Origin of the sequence: Rhizobium sp. 9140, assembly GCF_900067135.1 — a bacterium.
GTDB lineage: Bacteria > Pseudomonadota > Alphaproteobacteria > Rhizobiales > Rhizobiaceae > Ferranicluibacter.
In genome coordinates this window covers 3,232,060-3,247,106 of record NZ_FJUR01000001.1, presented here as the reverse complement: position 1 = coordinate 3,247,106, position 15,047 = coordinate 3,232,060, and the positions used below count along the sequence as shown (strand labels likewise).

Annotated in this window: 12 protein-coding genes; 4 read left to right on the top strand and 8 right to left on the bottom strand. The window is 63.6% G+C overall.

The window, feature by feature from the left end; genetic code table 11:
• Position 1: 1 nt before the first annotated feature.
• A complete protein-coding gene (locus GA0004734_RS15235) occupies positions 2-793 on the bottom strand; it encodes a non-homologous end joining protein Ku (RefSeq protein WP_092935020.1) in 792 nt (263 codons plus the stop codon).
• A gap of 81 nt (positions 794-874) precedes the next feature.
• Positions 875-2,170 carry a PQQ-dependent sugar dehydrogenase gene (locus tag GA0004734_RS15230; protein WP_092936344.1) on the bottom strand — a complete coding sequence of 432 codons (1,296 nt, stop codon included), beginning with the start codon at positions 2,168-2,170 and terminating at the stop codon, positions 875-877.
• Between the two features lie 206 nt (positions 2,171-2,376).
• On the opposite strand from GA0004734_RS15230, the gene GA0004734_RS15225 reads away from it, so the two are divergent.
• Entirely contained in the window at positions 2,377-3,477 is a 1,101-nt protein-coding gene (locus GA0004734_RS15225) for a glycosyltransferase family 4 protein (protein ID WP_092935018.1), read from the top strand.
• Positions 3,474-4,226, top strand: a complete 753-nt coding sequence (locus GA0004734_RS15220) for a polysaccharide deacetylase family protein (RefSeq protein ID WP_092935016.1) — start codon at positions 3,474-3,476, stop codon at positions 4,224-4,226. The genes GA0004734_RS15225 and GA0004734_RS15220 overlap by 4 nt, the downstream gene beginning before the upstream one ends.
• Here GA0004734_RS15220 and GA0004734_RS15215 read toward each other — a convergent pair.
• Entirely contained in the window at positions 4,214-4,987 is a 774-nt protein-coding gene (locus GA0004734_RS15215; protein ID WP_092935014.1) for an OmpW/AlkL family protein, read from the bottom strand. The two genes, GA0004734_RS15220 and GA0004734_RS15215, sit on opposite strands and share 13 nt — an antisense overlap.
• 125 nt (positions 4,988-5,112) lie before the next feature.
• Between GA0004734_RS15215 and GA0004734_RS15210 the strand changes: the two genes are divergently transcribed.
• The gene (locus tag GA0004734_RS15210; RefSeq protein WP_092935012.1) at positions 5,113-6,312 is read left to right on the top strand and encodes a GGDEF domain-containing protein; all 1,200 of its coding nucleotides are present in this window, start codon (positions 5,113-5,115) and stop codon (positions 6,310-6,312) included.
• A gap of 32 nt (positions 6,313-6,344) precedes the next feature.
• On the opposite strand, the gene GA0004734_RS15205 is transcribed toward GA0004734_RS15210, so the two are convergent.
• Positions 6,345-7,175 carry an MBL fold metallo-hydrolase gene (locus tag GA0004734_RS15205; RefSeq protein WP_092935010.1) on the bottom strand — a complete coding sequence of 277 codons (831 nt, stop codon included), beginning with the start codon at positions 7,173-7,175 and terminating at the stop codon, positions 6,345-6,347.
• 227 nt (positions 7,176-7,402) lie between these two features.
• On the opposite strand from GA0004734_RS15205, the gene GA0004734_RS15200 reads away from it, so the two are divergent.
• Entirely contained in the window at positions 7,403-9,133 is a 1,731-nt protein-coding gene (locus GA0004734_RS15200) for a metallophosphoesterase family protein (RefSeq protein WP_175386399.1), read from the top strand.
• 21 nt (positions 9,134-9,154) lie between these two features.
• Here GA0004734_RS15200 and GA0004734_RS15195 read toward each other — a convergent pair whose 3' ends face one another.
• From GA0004734_RS15195 to GA0004734_RS15180, 4 genes are all read right to left on the bottom strand, one after another.
• Positions 9,155-9,616: a cyclic nucleotide-binding domain-containing protein gene (locus tag GA0004734_RS15195; protein ID WP_092935006.1), complete on the bottom strand. Its 462-nt coding sequence runs from the start codon at positions 9,614-9,616 to the stop codon at positions 9,155-9,157.
• A gap of 109 nt (positions 9,617-9,725) precedes the next feature.
• Positions 9,726-12,509 carry an ABC transporter transmembrane domain-containing protein gene (locus GA0004734_RS15190; protein ID WP_092935004.1) on the bottom strand — a complete coding sequence of 928 codons (2,784 nt, stop codon included), beginning with the start codon at positions 12,507-12,509 and terminating at the stop codon, positions 9,726-9,728.
• Between the two features lie 148 nt (positions 12,510-12,657).
• Positions 12,658-13,806 carry a glycosyltransferase family protein gene (locus GA0004734_RS15185; protein ID WP_092936343.1) on the bottom strand — a complete coding sequence of 383 codons (1,149 nt, stop codon included), beginning with the start codon at positions 13,804-13,806 and terminating at the stop codon, positions 12,658-12,660.
• Entirely contained in the window at positions 13,803-15,047 is a 1,245-nt protein-coding gene (locus GA0004734_RS15180) for a glycosyltransferase family 4 protein (RefSeq protein ID WP_092935002.1), read from the bottom strand. Before GA0004734_RS15180 ends, GA0004734_RS15185 begins: the two co-directional genes overlap by 4 nt.

Sequence of the window (15,047 nt, the reverse complement as noted above, 5' to 3'; positions counted from 1 at the left end):
CTTAGCCGCTCTTCTCTTGCTGCAGGCTCTTCTTCAGCGCATCCATGATGTTGATGACGTTGCCCGATGACGTGACGGGTGCGCGCGACGTCTTCGCCTGCTTGCCGTCCTTTTTCTGGCGGCTCTTGATGAAGGCCTTGATCTTCTTCTGCACGGGGTCTTGGACCAGCGTCGGGCTCCATACGCCCTTGTCCTTCTCGACCAGCTTTGCGAGGGCCGCCATTTCCGCCTTGCCGCCCTTGGCCTTCATGTCGAGGTCGGCGACGGCCTCGCGGACATCTTCGCCGTAGTGCAGCGTCCAGAGCACGATACCCTTGCCGTTCGGCACGAGCAGCACGGCGCGCTCGCGGCGATAGAGGACGAGGCGGGCGATGCCGACAACGTTGTTGCGGGTCATGGCCTCGCGAATGACGCAGAAGGCCTCTGCGCCAACCTTGTCCTCGGGAACGAGGAAATGCGGCTTGTCGTACCAGATCCAGTCGATGGAATCGCGCGGCACAAAGGTGGAGATGTCGATCGTGCGCGTGCTCTCCAGCCCGACGCTTTCAATCTCCTCGTCCTCCAGCAGAACGTAATCGTCCTCACCTTTGGGGAAGCCCTTCACCTGATCCTTGTCCGCGACCTTCTTGTGCGTCACGCTGTCGATGTAGCGACTTTCGACCCGGTTCTTCGTGGCGCGGTTCAGAACATGGAAACGCACCTTCTCTCTCTCGGTGGTCGCCGGCGTCAGCGAAACAGACGCCGTGACGAGCGAGAGCCGGAGGTAGCCTTTCCAGAAGCTGTTGCGGGCCATGTCAGTGTCTTGTCCTTGCTGCGAGGTGGCGGATCATCAACCCGCCACCTCCGAAAAGGTTGCCGAAACGTCCGCCAGCGATCAGCCCTGACGCGCCAGCTTCAGGATCGCCGACGTTCCCTCTTTCGGGTTCTCGGTGACAGCGTAGATTGCACCGTCGGGGCCGATCTTCACGTCGCGGATGCGAGCTTCGAGCGGAACGCGTTCCTCGTGGGAGACCTTGTCGCCGTCCATGTGCAGCACGACGAGGCCGGTGGAGACGAGGCCGCCGATGAGGGCCGCGCCGTCCCATTCCGGAAACTCGGTGCCGCTGTAGAACACCATGCCGGAGGGACCGATGACCGGATCCCAGTAGTAGACAGGCTGCTCCATACCATCCTTGGCGGTGATGCCGTCGCCGATCGCCGATCCGCTATAATCGATGCCATAGGTAATGACCGGCCAGCCGTAGTTGAGGCCTGCCTGTGGCATGTTCAGTTCGTCGCCGCCCTTCGGTCCATGCTCGACGGTCCAGAGCCGCCCCTTGGCGTCGAGTGCCGCCGATTGGAGGTTGCGGTGGCCGTAGCTCCAGATTTCCGGCTGGGCAAGGCCCTTGCCGGCAAACGGGTTGTCGGCAAGGGCCTTGCCGGAGGTGTCGATGCGGAAGACCTTGCCGAAGCCGCTCTTCAGATCCTGCGCAAAGACGCGGGTCTCGCGGTCGGAGCGCTCGCCGACGGTCACGTAAAGCTCGCCATTGTTGCCGAAAACGAGGCGGGAGCCGTAATGCTTGGTGTTGTCGTAGCCGGGCATCTGGCGGAAGATGACCTTGACGTCCTCCAGCGCCGCACCGCCTTGATCGTCCGCTACCAGTTTGGCGGAGGCGACGGAGGTGCCGTTGCCTTCTTCACGCGGCTCGGAAAAGGAGAAAAAGATGCGGTTCGAGGTGGCGAAATCCGGCGCGATCGCGACGTCGAGCAGGCCGGCCTGACCGTCGGAGATCACGGCCGGCACGCCTTTCAGCGCCGTGCTCGGCTTGCCGTCCGCACCGACGATATGCATGGAGCCCTTCTTGGCGGCGACGAGCATGCGGCCATCCGGCAGGAACTCCATTGACCAGAGCTGCGGCAGGCCTTCGGCGACGGCCTGATGGGTCACGGTCGGCATCTTGTCCGGCTGCGGCGCGCGGGTCTGGTTTTCGAAGGCAGGCTTTTGGTCGGGTGCGTTCGCCGCTTCCGTCTCGACCGGCTTTCCGGCGGCTTTCACCTCGCCGGTTGCGGGCGGCTGACCTTCGACATGGTCGATGGGCGAGGTGTCGCCCGTGGACTGGGCCATCAGAGGGCTCGCGGTCAGGACTGCAGTCAGGACGGTTCCGGCAAGGAGGCAAGCACGCGTTTTCATCGATGTTCCTGTCTTGATGACGGCGTCGGGCGACGCATTGACGATGGAAACGATGTAGAGCGTCGGTTTCGGATTGCTCATCGCGCAGCGTTCAAGAATATTTTATCGCCGTGTCGGCAAGGTTGCGGCGATCGGTTGACACGTACATTCCGTCTCCAAGTAGAAGCATTTGGAAGCCGGGGCAGGGATGGTGTAGATCAGGGCGCATGAAGATCGCATTCTACGCTCCCCTCAAGTCTCCCCGTCACCCGGTACCCTCGGGCGACCGGCTGATGTCGCGGCTGATGATGCAGGCGCTCGAGCTTGCCGGCCATCAGGTCGCGCTCGTCTCGGAATTGCGTAGCTTCGCACTGACGCCGGAGGCAATGGGGGATATCGAGCCGCTGGCAGCTGCGGAGCGTGATCGCATCGCGGCGGACTGGCAGGCGCATGGCGTGCCCGATTGCTGGTTCTGCTATCACCCATATTACAAGGCGCCGGACCTCCTCGGGCCGTCACTCTCGGGCACTCACGGCATCGGCTACGTCACGGTCGAGGCCTCTTATTCGGCACGGCGCGACAAGGACGGTTGGGCGGCGGCGCAGGCGGCGCTTTTGGAAACCCTGACGGCGGCGTCGGTCAATATCTGCATGACCGAGCGCGACAAGGTCGGCATTCTCGACGGGGCGCCGTATGCGCGCGTCGAGCGCTTGCAGCCGTTCATCGATCCCGCGCTCTTCCTTGCCAGCGATCCTGCGCCGCATCCCGGCCGTCTCGTGGCCGTGGCGATGATGCGTCCGGGCGACAAGATGGACAGTTACCGGATGCTGGCCGACGCGCTCTCGCGCCTGCTGCATTTACCTTTCACGCTATCAATCGTGGGAGATGGCAAGGCTCGTTCCGAGGTGGAGGCCCTGTTCGCACCGCTCGGGTCTGGCCGGGTGGTGTGGTGCGGCGAGCGAAGTGCGCAAGAGGTGGCGACGCTGTTGTCGACGTCCGTGCTTTATGTCTGGCCCGGCTGCGGCGAGGCCTACGGGCTTGCCTATCTTGAGGCGCAGGCGGCAGGCCTGCCCGTGGTGGCGCAGGCCATCGCCGGCGTTCCCGAGGTGGTGGAGCACGGGCGCACGGGCGTGCTGACGCCGGCGGGCGATGTCGAAGCCTATGCGGAGGCCATTGCCGGCTTTCTCAAGGATGAGACGCGACGGCAGGCCATGGGAGCAGAGGCTCGATTGTTTGCGGGGACGGAGCGTGGACTGGCGCCCGCCGCATCCCGGCTCGGTGATATTCTCGACCGCCATGTAAACCTGAAGCGGGAGCCGCGGCCATGAACATCGATATCACCACCGTTCTCGACCGCTTTCAGGAGGCGGGACGTGTCGCCCGCTTCTGGCTGCGCGACGATGACGCCATCGAGCCGACGCCGGCGCTTGATCGGCTGCTGGAGCTCACGGAGGCCCACGATGTTCCCCTGACGCTCGCGGTGATCCCAGAACCGACGGGCGAGGCGCTTGCCGAGCGGTTGGCACGCGCGCGCCATGTCAGCGTGACGGTGCACGGTTGGCGGCACGCCAATTATGCGGCGGAGACGTCCAAGAAGCGGGAACTCGGAGCCGATCGTCCCGCGGATGTCGTTCTCAGGGAGCTTTCGGCGGGCTTTCTCAAGCTTGCAGACCTGTATGGCGACCGGTTCCAGCCGGTGCTGGTGCCGCCGTGGAACCGGATCGACTCCGGCCTTCTGCCCCGTCTCCCCGGCTTGGGCTTCCGGGCCTTCTCGGTTTATGGGCCGGAGAAGCCCGCCGCACTGCCGATGATCAATACGCATGTGGATGTGATGGACTGGCACGGCACGCGCGGTTGCCGCGACAGCGATGCTTTGCGGCGCGAGATCGTCGCACGGCTGACCGTCTGCCTGGAAGGCGGCGGCAGCATCGGCCTGCTCACGCATCATCTCGTTCATGATGAGGCCGTGTGGCCGTTTCTTGGCGATCTGTTCGAGGCGACGGCCGCGCATCCTGCCTGCCGCTGGGTGGGACTTGTTGAGCTTGTCGAAGAGACCGCTGCCGATCAGAACCTGTAGCTGACGCCGAAGCCGAGCGAGAGGCTTTTCACGTCCGTGCGCGCCGTGACGCCGGAATTGGTCAGGACCTGTGTGGGGGGTAGGACCAGCCGTATTTCGGTGTTGGCAAACCACTTTTCGGTCATCTGCACATCCAAGCCGGCGCGGATCATCGGCGAGATCTGGCGTTCCACACTGAAGTCCTTGACGAGCGGGCTCGCGGGCTTTGCGCCCTTGTACCACGTCGCAACGGCGCCGAGACCGATATAGGGGTTGATGCGGGCCTCCGGCAGCAGGTGATAATCCGCCGACAGCGCCAGCGGCAGCGTCCAGATGGAGCCGACGTCGATATCGCCATAGAGGCTGTCGCGGATCTTGAACCGCGTCTTCAGCGCGCCGGTCTGGCCCGTAATGGCGATGTGATCGGTGAGGAAATAGCTGATATCCACATCCGGCAGCACCATGCGGGGAACCTCGATCGTGCCGCCGATCAGGTCGATGCGCGCGTGCAGATCGTAGGGCAACACGCCGGAGATACGCGTGCGTATCAGAAGATCGCCAGCGCTGAGACCGGAGATGGGGTCGGCGCTCGTCTCATGGTTTCCAGCTGTGCCCCGTGCGGCATCCTGAGCCGATGCGGATTGTCCCGGGGCCAGAAGGCCGAGGATTCCCGACAGGAGGATCCCGAAGCGCATGGCGTGGCACGCCACCTGTCTGTCGTCTCCCGATGGCTGTGAGAGAACCCGGTCGTCCAGTCCGCAGAGCCTGCCCATCGTCGTCATTGAACTTCCAAACCACGTATTAATCTAATATCTATTTTTCTGTTTAAGATTTAGTGATCATACATAACCGCGTGTTTTGAAGGAAGGATTCCGGGGGGCTTTCGCCGGAAAATGAAAGGGTGTTTATGGTAGACGTGCAGACGCTGCTCGTCTCGAGCGTTACGACACGTGCGGGTTTTCTTCTGGTCTTCCTGCTCTATAGTTTTCGCCCGGGTGCGACGAACGCCTACCGGTTCTGGACGCTGAGCATCCTCTGTTCCGCGCTGGGCATCTGGCTGAACTACCAAGACGCCGGCTATCCGAACTTCAGCGCGGAAAAAGGCGCTCTGGTCTACTTCGTTGTCGGTCTGAGCGTCGTGTCGGTGGAGGCGGGGGCAAAGTCCTTCTTCGGCTTGCCGCTCGATCGCGTCAAATTTGTCGCGACGTGGATCGCGCCGGGGCTGACCTACTGGACGGCCGCAAGCATTGGCCTTTCCCCGAGTTACGTGCTGGCGTTGACCATGAGCACGCTCGTCTACATCCTCACCACGGCATCATCGAGCTTCCTCAAGGGGCGCCGGCAGAAGCGCCTGCCATCCCAGATCCTGATCAGTTCGTCGCTCGCCCTCTATGCCGTTGCTCTCGTGGGAACGATCACATCGCTGATCGTCGGCGATCTCTTCGGTTATGAAGGCCTCGGTCCGAGCAGTAGCAACATCTACCTCTCCGTGTTCATCGACCAGACCGTTAGCGTCCTCATCTATGTGGGGTTGGTGGCCATGACTCTCGAGGAAGCGCAGCGCCAGATGCAGATTGCCGCGACCACGGACCCGTTGACGCGTCTTGCCAATCGACGGGGGCTGGAGGAGCGGACGCTTGCGATCATCGGCGCCGGACGACGGCTGAAACGGCCGATGGCGGTGCTGATCGCGGATATCGACCACTTCAAATCGATCAACGACTGCTACGGCCATGCCCAGGGGGACCTGGTGCTGCAACAGTTTGCCGAGCGATTGCCCGTCGTCGTCAAGCGCCAGCAGGATGTGCTTGCCCGCTGGGGCGGGGAAGAGTTCGTCGCCGTTCTTCACGGTGCGTCGCTGGAGGATGCCACGCATCTTGCAGAGCTGCTCTGCCGGACGATCGGGGAAAGGCCGTTCGACGTCGGCGGAACGAAGGTCACGGTGACCACCAGCATCGGCGTTGCGGCCTTCGGTGGCGAAGAGCCGCGGCTGGAACAGGCAATCCACATTGCCGACGCCGCGCTCTACGAAGCCAAGCGTACCGGACGTAATCGGGTTTGCGTCAGCACCGGGACGCAGGATCTGGTGGCAGAAGCCGCTGGCTGATCAAAGATCGGCGCTCTCGCTTTGTCGGTCGATCAGAGGTCGACGACCTGCCCGTCGAACGCAGAAAAGGCGCCGGGGAAGAGGATCTTGGCCTGTCTCTCCACGGCATCGAGCGCGTCGTCGGTGCGGAACGGGGCGTGATGCATGAAGGCAACGCGCTTGGCGCCGGCGGCCTTGGCAAGACGGATGCCCTGTTCCCAGGAGGAGTGGCCGTAGCCGACATGCCGTTCCATCTCGGCATCGTCATACATGGCGTCATAGATGAAGAGGTCGCAGCCTTCGATCAGTTCGAGCACGGCGGGATCGAGCTTTCCGGGGTGATGTTCCGTATCGGTGATGAGCGCGCAGGCGCGTCCGCCCCATTCGACGCGGTAGCCGACGGCACCGCCCGGATGGTTGAGGCTACCGGTGCGGATCTCGACGCCGCGGACGGGGGTGAGAAGATCGCCAGCGCGGAAGTCGCGGGCATCCAGCGCCGCGCGGCAGATATCGGGCTCGACCGGAAACCAGGGCGGCCGCATGAATTCGCCGATCATCTGGCGCGTCGACATGCGCCCGGCGAGATGCCCCGACCAGAGCGTCACGTCGGCGGAATGGTCATAAAGCGGCGGGAAGAACGGCAGGCCGATGATGTGGTCGTAATGACAGTGGGTGAAGAACAGGTTGAACGCGGAGACACCTTCGGCCTTGAGCGCGACGCCAGCCGGCATCAGGCCCGAGCCTGCATCGAAGATCAGGCGTTCGCTACCGCATTGCATCTCGATGCACACGGTCCGGCCACCATAGCGCTGGAACTCGGCCCCCGCCACCGGCAGGCTTCCCCGAACGCCCCAGAAACGTACGCGAAACAGATTGTCGTTCACACTTTGCTTCAGTTTCGACCCGCCCCTTTTCGGTGGCTCGCCAACACTGTCCCTCTGCTGTTGCGTGGGTCAGGATCGACCCCGCCGGCTTCTGTGTCCGGCCGTATTTTTGACATGTTATCCAAACTGTCCACATGAAGCGAGACGGGCATTCGCTTTTTCTTGCTTCTCGTGTCAGAGACAGGGGAACGCTATCCGATCCCGCTTTCGAAACCGTTGCTTTTGCCATGTCTTTCAAGGAATTTCCGCCGATCGCCGTGATCGCCGACGCTCATATACACGATCCCGCCGCTGATTTCGGTTTTCCCGGTGCGGTCCAGACGGGCGGGCTGTCCGTTCGGCCGCTGGCGGAGGCGGCGCGGTCCACGCGTGTGTTCAACGAGAGCCTGCAGGCTTTTCGCACGGCGCTCGACGATGTCGCGTCCCGCGGCATCCGGCATGTTGTTCTGCTGGGCGATTATACAGATGACGGGCAGGTTGCGACCACGTCGGCGGTTGCCGTGATCCTCAAGGACTACGGTGAGCGGCACGGCATAGCGTTCTTCGCCTTGCCTGGGAACCACGATATCTTCGCCGATGCCGGCCGTCATCGTACCAAGCGGTTTTTGGAGGCAGATGGCTCGAGTGCGGTGGTGACGAGCCATCCGGTGACACCTTCAGGTGCCCCCCTGCCGCCGGGGATCCCGCGCGATATTCCGGTGACGGTGTCGCCCGGGATGTTCTGCCCCGGTTATCCCGACGGGCTGATGGCGGTCGCGGAGCACGGCTATTTCCCGCAGCCATCCTATCTGCACTGGGAGACGCCTTTCGGTCTGCAGGGTGATAGTGAGAAGCGGATGTTCACCGCAATCTCATCGAGCGGAGCCACGCGACGGCCGCTGGTGGAGGCCTCCTATCTGGTGGAGCCAGTCGATGGGCTGTGGCTGCTGATGATCGACGCGAACGTGTTCGTGCCGATCGATGGATCGGACGACTGGGTCGACAGCACGTCGGCCGGCTGGAATGCGATGCTTTTGCACAAGCGCCATGTGATCGACTGGATGGCCGATGTCGGTGTGCGGGCCACGCGTCTCGGCAAGCGTCTCGTTGCCTTTTCCCATTATCCCGCGCTCGATCCGCTGGATGGAACCCGGGCGGCGGAGATCGCGCTGCTTGGACCCACGGCGACATCGGGCCGCATTCCCGGCGACGCGGTCGGAGAGGCATTCATCGCGGCAGGGATACCCCTGCATTTCAGCGGACATCTTCATGTCAACGACACGGCGCGGATGCGGCGCGGGGAGGGGAGCTTTGTGAACGTCGCCGTCCCCTCGCTCGTCGGCTTTCCCCCGGCATACAAGATCCTGACGCTGCGTGAAGGCACTGCCGAGATCGAGACGGTGTCGCTTAGCGATATGCCGATGGATGGGGCGATCGCAGCGCTCTATGCCGCCGAAGTGGGGCGCACCGGCGTGAAGACCGGGGGAATGGCGGAGGCGACCCGGTATGGCGACTTCCTTTCGGCCCATATCGGTCATCTCGCCTGGCGGCGGCACCTGAAGCGAGAATGGCCGTCAGCGCTCGGCGCTTTGTTACGTGCGGCCACGCTCGGCGATCTCGCGCGGTTAGCTGCTCGACCCGTGGCGCCGATAGAGGATGCGGTGGCCATGCTTCCGGTCGCGCGCGATCGGATGAACACTTCCGACGAGGGCGCTCCGGAGACGTTGTCGGCGATCGCGTTCCTCGGCGACTGGTATCGCCTGAGGATGGGGAGCGATCTGGGGCTGGCTTCGGTCTCTTCACGGCGCGTGCGGTTCTACGACAAGCTTTCGGCATTTTATCTTGCGCAGCCCTGGCCTCCGGGCTCGGCACAAGGCGGCATCGCGGCGATGCTCTCCCTATTCGAGGCCTATCGCCATGGCTTGCCCTCGAAGGATTTCCGGATCGATCTGCAGACAGGCGACATCACGGCGTGTTGAGGATGCCCCCGCTGCCAAAGCCTATTCGAGTTCGCGCACGCGGCTGCGGGCTTCCGTCAACTCGCTGGTCGTGTGACTCAGGCGGTCGGCCAGCACGCGCATGATCTCGATGGTGATTTCGGGAAAATCGGTGAGGAGCTTGATGAAGTGGTCCTTGCGGATGCGCAGGGCCTCGACCGCCGTCGTCGTCTTCACGGTTGCCGTTCGCGAGACGTCGCAGAGGATGGCGATCTCGCCGACGATCGAATTGCGCTCGACTTCGGCCACGCGAATCGGGCCGGTCGAGGATTCGACCAAAATCTCCGCCTTGCCGTCCAGCACGACATAGGCTGCATCGCCGGCATCGCCCTGATGGAAGAGCGTTTCGCCAATGCCGTAGCTCACGCGGTCCGAGGTGAAGGCCAGCAGCTTCAGCTTGCCGGCTTCCACACCGGAAAAGAGCGGCACCCGCCGCAGCATTTGCACTTCGTCCTTCAGCAACATCAGCTCGTAAACTCCCCATGTTCGGCGTTGCCCGTCCGTGTCCTTCCGGGCGATGCATCGGTGTCTGCCAGTCTTTTGGTGCCTGCCAGTCTTCTCGTTCCCGCGATTATCACGCGTTTACCAACTGTTTAAAGACACCGTCATTGTTTACCAGATTGGCGTGCGTGTCATCCTCAACGAGCGCGCCGCGATCAAACACCAGCACGCGCTCGAACAATTTCGTCAATCCGTTGTTCGACAGCACCCAGATCACCGCCGGATTTGCGCCGTTGCGGGTGAGAAGCTTCATCACGTCGCGGACGATCTCGTCCTGCAAGCGGTGATCGAGGCTCGGAAGCGGGCGGTTGAAGACATAGTAGTCCGAGCGGCGGATGATGGCGCGGGCGAGGTTCAGCTTCTGGCGCTGGACGGCCGTCAGGCGCTTGCCGCCGGCACCCAGATTGAAGTCGAGGCCGATATCGAGCACCTGCTCGATCAGGCCCTGCGAATTCAGCAGCGACGATACGATGGCACGGATGCGCTTGGAGCCATCGGTGTGCTTGTGGCTGATACGGCCGAACAGCACATTGTCCATGAGGCTGGCGGAGGCGAGGTATTTTTCCGGATCGTAGCGCTCGATGTCGTGCTGGAGGTCTTCCGGCATGTTCTCGTGGAACTGACGGCGCACCTCGACGATCTGCGCCATCAGGTCCTCGGTCAAGAGGCCGAAGCGGTGGCGGGGTTCGACATAGTTGAAGCTCAACCGGATGATCTGATAGCGATCGTCCTCCGTCGCGGTCTCCAGCCCCTTGCCGGCATATTTCTGAAGCAGCAACTGGTAGGCCGGGATGTCGTCGGCCGTCATGAAGGTCAGCTGCTGGAAGAAGGGGTGGTCCGGCGGCAGGTCTGCGAAGAGTTCCACCGCGTTCTCGGCGATCTGGTAACCCATGTCGAAGAGCACGCGGTCGATGCCGGTTTCCGAGACGACCTTGCGGAAATAGGGGTTCTTGGCGATGGCGCGGCCGGCCACGCTCGGGGCGGTCGCCGTGCCGAACAGCAGGTTCTCGCCGACGGTGGCTTCCATGTTGTATTCGCCGGGTTCGAAATAGGCGATCAGCCCGTTGAGGCCGGCTTCTTCCAGTTCCTCGCGCAGGGCCTGCCGCATGTCCACGATGCTGGCCGCAAAGTCCGGCCGGTCCGCCGGGTCGATATTGGTGCGGAGCGCAAGGTCGAGAATGTCCTTCGACAGTTGTACGGTATCGAGCACCGCGAGGATCGAGGGGAAGAGATCCTCGGCCTGCGTGGCGCCGGCGGCGATATAGTCGATCCAGTCGCCATTGACGTCGTAGTCGGGATTTCCGGCAAGCTTGGCTTCAGCCACTTCCCATTTGCGATGGGCGGCAAGGCTGCCCTCGTAAGTGGCGGCCGCCAGCGGTGCGTGCTTCAGGCCGTAGAGCAGGTTGTCGCGCAGCGAGCCGTAGAAGAAGTAGGTATCCGACGATGCATAGGTGATCGCCCGACCGACGACGGACTCCGGCATATGCAGCAGGTCTTCGCCGCCGAGCGTCACCTTGCCGCCTTCCGGCCAGATCAGGCGGCCGAAGGCCTCCGCCAGCACGTCGCCACCGCTCGCGGCACCGCCGATGATCGCCACCTTCTCTCCGGGTTTAATTTCGACCGAGACATGCTCCAGCAGGCGAGCACCGCTGTCGTCGGCAAGGGTGAGGCTGGAGGCGGCAAGGGCACCTGACGCATCGTTTCCGCCATCGTTGGCGCCTGCCGCAGCACCGGCAAGGCCCGCACCGGCGGCCAGGGCGCCGACGGCAACGGTACCGGTGGAAATCGCCTGGATCTTCGGATCGATCAGCGGCTCGACCGTGAACTGTTCGACCACCTGAACGTATTTCACCTGCACGTCCTGACGCAGCTGGTCCCAGTCGATCAGTTCCTTCAGAGGGCCGGGCAGGTCCTTGTAGGCGCTGATGACCGCGACGAGCTGGCCGATGTCGAGCTGTCCGCGCAGGGCAAGATAGCCGCCGATGCAGTAAAACAGGAAGGGCGTGAGCTGCGCGAGGAAGTTGTTGATGAACTTCACCATGAACTTCCACTGGTAGAGATCGTAGCGGATCTTGTAGATCCGTCCCAGCCGCGCGGCCACGTCGGCGCGCTCGTAGTTCGAGGTGTCGTAGGCGTGGATGGTGCTGATACCATCGACGATCTCGCTGACGCGGCCGGCAAGCTCGCGTGCGGTGATCTGGCGCTCGCGGCCAAGCACGAGCAAGCGGCGGCGCATGCGCGGAATGATGGTCGCCTGGATGCCGACCATGAAGGCGGCGATGAAGCCGAGCCACATATTTTGCATGAAGATGAAGGCGAGCGCCGTCAGGGCCTGTCCGCCAAGCAGCGCCGGCGAGACGAAGGCGTCGCCCGTAAAGCCGCCGAGCGGTTCGACCTCGTCCTTCACCATGGAGGAGACTTCCGCCCCCTTCATGCGCTTGAACTGGGTCGGCGGAAACCGGAGGATGCGATCGATGAGCTCGAAGCGGATGCGGCGCAGCAGGCGCTCGCCGAGCCGGCCCTTGTAGGTGTTGATATAGAGCTTGAAGAGGCCGTTGATGATGACGAGCAGCAGGAAGATGACGCTCAGCGCATAGAGCGTCTCCATGCGCGTCAGGTCGATGCCGTTGAACAGCGTGACGTTGCCGATCCAGGGCAATGAGAAGGAAATCTCGAAAAACCGCTCGGTCGCGCCCGGCTGCTCGAAACCCTTGCCCTGTATAGGCCCGTTCACGATCTGCTTGGGCAGGTCGAACGACAGGAAGTAGGGGATCATCGAGATGGCGACGATCATGAGGATCCACATCTGCTGCTTGCGCGTGTGGGTCCAGATGTAACGGGTAAGGCGGATATCCATGAAGGGCTGCCATCGAGACGAAGCGGAGACGACGCGGCGGACCAGGTGCTCGTCTGTCTCCTCCGTTACGGTGAAATCTATAGCAGTGATGGCAGGAAAACCACCCGCAAACGCATCGTCCTGAAGCGTGTGAGCGGCGATTTCGCCGTCACGCGTCCGACAGCATGTCGCGCAGGATATCGGCCGTCCGGTCGGCGCCCTCGAGGTCGATCGAGAGATCGCCCTGCTGGAAGGCCGGAGCCTCGAGACCGGAGCGGATGGCCGCGGCGATCCGCTCGGCCGAAATGTCGGAATCGCTAAGCGCTGTCACGAGGCCAAGGCGCTCCAGGCGTTCTGCACGGGCCGCCTGTTCGGTTTCGCCGCCGGTCGTGAACGGCACGACGATCGCCCGACAGCGCGCCCGCAGAATGTCGCACACCGTGTTGTAACCGGCCTGCGACACAGAGAGGGTCGCGCCCGAAAGGAGGCTCGCGAAATCGGGGCGAAAGCGGAAGACCTTGACATTGCCGACGACGCCGGCGGTGATCGCATCATGGTCGGCCTGCGCGAGGTTGGGTCCGGTGATCAGCGCCCAGGGCTTTTCCGGCCGGAGGATTGCGGTCGCGCCCACGACCGCGTGCAGCACGTGCCGGCCGACAGCGCCGCCGCCGGCCGAGACGATCACTTCGAAACGGTCTGCCGGGGCGTCGGGCTGCGGCGGGGCGACGAGGCCGGTATAGACCACCTTGTCGGCGATCTCGTCGGCATGGGGAAAGGTCTCTTCCAGCCGAGCGAAGGTCGGGTCGCCGTGAATGAGGATGCGGTCGAAATAGCGGTCGATATAGTCGACCGTCTCGCGGTCGCGCTCCGGCTTCGGGCGTTTTTGCAGGATATCGCGCACGGAGGCGAAGATCTTCGGCGGCTCGGGCATGGCGCGGGCGGCATCGAGGAAGGGGAGAAGCTCGAAGCGCATCTGACGCCGGCCGAACGGGAAGGCCTCGGTGAGGATGGCATGCGGCCTGATCTCGTGGAGGATCGCGAGCAGCCGGTCGCGGCGCATGTCGCGGAAGGCGTCATCGACCGGATTGCCATCCATGTCCTGCAAGGCGGAGAAGCCCTCGTCGCTGGAGACGACGGGCGGCAGCGCGATATGGCGGACGGCAGGGCCGGGAAAGCCGGACACGGGCTTTCCGCCGGTGACCACGGTCACGTCGAAGCCACGGACAGCGAGCGCATTGGCGATGCGGCTCGCGCGGGTCAGGTGACCGATGCCGAGCAGGTGCTGGACGTAGAAGAGAACGCGTTTCGTTTCGGTCATTCGGCTGTCCGCCATTCGGTTTCAAAGAGATTGCGAAGCTGGGTGATGCTGGTGTGGTAGTCGAAATCCCGGCGGACGCGCCGTTCGGCAGCGTCGCCGAGCCGCTTGCGGAGATCGGGATCGCGGATGCCGCGCTCCAGAGCCTGTGCGATCGCGTCCGGGTTCTCGGGTGGAACCAGCAGGCCGTTCTCCCCGTCGGACAGAAGCTCGGGCACGCCGGAGATCGTGGTGGACAGACAGACGAGGCGTTGGCTGGAGGCCTCCACGATCACGTTCGGCAGACCGTCGCGGTCGCCGTCCGCGCCGATGCGGCAGGCGAGCGCGAAGATGTCGGACGCCCGATAGCGCGCGAGAACGTCTTCCTGAGCCATCGCGCCCAGCCAGTCGATACGATCGGCGATGCCGAGGTCTTTCGCCATGTCTTTCAGGGATTTGGCGAGCGTGCCGCCGCCGATATGAACGAAGCGCCAGGCGAGATCGGCAGGCAGGGCTGCCACAGCTTTCAGGAGCAGGTCGTAGCCCTTCTTTTCCACAGCCCGGCCGACGCTGAGGATGATGACGGGGTCAGTGGGATCGCTGCCGTCGCGCCGACGGCGCTCCTGCGTGAAGGGTGCAAAGCGGGCGAGGTCGAGGCCGTGATAGCTCAGATGCACGGTCTTCTTGTCGGCGGCGAGCGTTCGCAGGTGGTGGAACCCGGTTTCGGTGCAGGTGACCGTCCAGCGGTTGGCGGCAAGCTTGTCGGCCAGCTCCCAGTCCGGCGAGGTCCAGATGTCCTTTGCATGGGCCGAGCATGTCCAGGGGATGCCGGTCAGGAGGCTGGTATAGGCGGCGACGGAGGCGGGCGTGTGGATGAAGTGGGCGTGCAGCCAGTCCCCGCCCTCCGGCCATTCCGCGGCAAGGACGGCGGCCTGCCCGAAGCGGCGGACCCTATTGCGCGAGATATCCCGGGCAAGATCGCGCCGGAAAGCGGCGACGGCTATGCGGAATCCCGGACGCCGGGCCGCCGCCCACAACCCGCGCAGCACGCGCAGCGGCTCCTGATGCAGATATTCGGGCAGGTAGAGAACCGGCGCGCGGATCTCCTCGTGAACGGGATGGCGTTTCTTATCGGTCGGGTGGCGCATCGAGATCAGCGACAGTTCCAGCCCGGACTGTTCAAGGCCCAGCAGTTCCTGGGCGATGAAGGTTTCCGACAGGCGCGGGTAACCCTTCAGGATGACGACGATCTTGCGGCTTTGCAT

What these genes read in the sequence shown, in the direction of transcription:
- GA0004734_RS15225 (WP_092935018.1), top strand. Translation starts at nt 2,377, where the DNA reads ATGAAGATCGCATTCTACGCTCCCCTCAAGTCTCCCCGTCACCCGGTA.
- GA0004734_RS15180 (WP_092935002.1), bottom strand. Translation starts at nt 15,047, where the DNA reads ATGCAAAGCCGCAAGATCGTCGTCATCCTGAAGGGTTACCCGCGCCTG.
- GA0004734_RS15190 (WP_092935004.1), bottom strand. Translation starts at nt 12,509, where the DNA reads ATGGATATCCGCCTTACCCGTTACATCTGGACCCACACGCGCAAGCAG.
- GA0004734_RS15185 (WP_092936343.1), bottom strand. Translation starts at nt 13,806, where the DNA reads ATGACCGAAACGAAACGCGTTCTCTTCTACGTCCAGCACCTGCTCGGC.
- GA0004734_RS15200 (WP_175386399.1), top strand. Translation starts at nt 7,403, where the DNA reads ATGTCTTTCAAGGAATTTCCGCCGATCGCCGTGATCGCCGACGCTCAT.
- GA0004734_RS15195 (WP_092935006.1), bottom strand. Translation starts at nt 9,616, where the DNA reads ATGTTGCTGAAGGACGAAGTGCAAATGCTGCGGCGGGTGCCGCTCTTT.
- GA0004734_RS15210 (WP_092935012.1), top strand. Translation starts at nt 5,113, where the DNA reads ATGGTAGACGTGCAGACGCTGCTCGTCTCGAGCGTTACGACACGTGCG.
- GA0004734_RS15220 (WP_092935016.1), top strand. Translation starts at nt 3,474, where the DNA reads ATGAACATCGATATCACCACCGTTCTCGACCGCTTTCAGGAGGCGGGA.
- GA0004734_RS15230 (WP_092936344.1), bottom strand. Translation starts at nt 2,170, where the DNA reads ATGAAAACGCGTGCTTGCCTCCTTGCCGGAACCGTCCTGACTGCAGTC.
- GA0004734_RS15235 (WP_092935020.1), bottom strand. Translation starts at nt 793, where the DNA reads ATGGCCCGCAACAGCTTCTGGAAAGGCTACCTCCGGCTCTCGCTCGTC.
- GA0004734_RS15215 (WP_092935014.1), bottom strand. Translation starts at nt 4,987, where the DNA reads ATGACGACGATGGGCAGGCTCTGCGGACTGGACGACCGGGTTCTCTCA.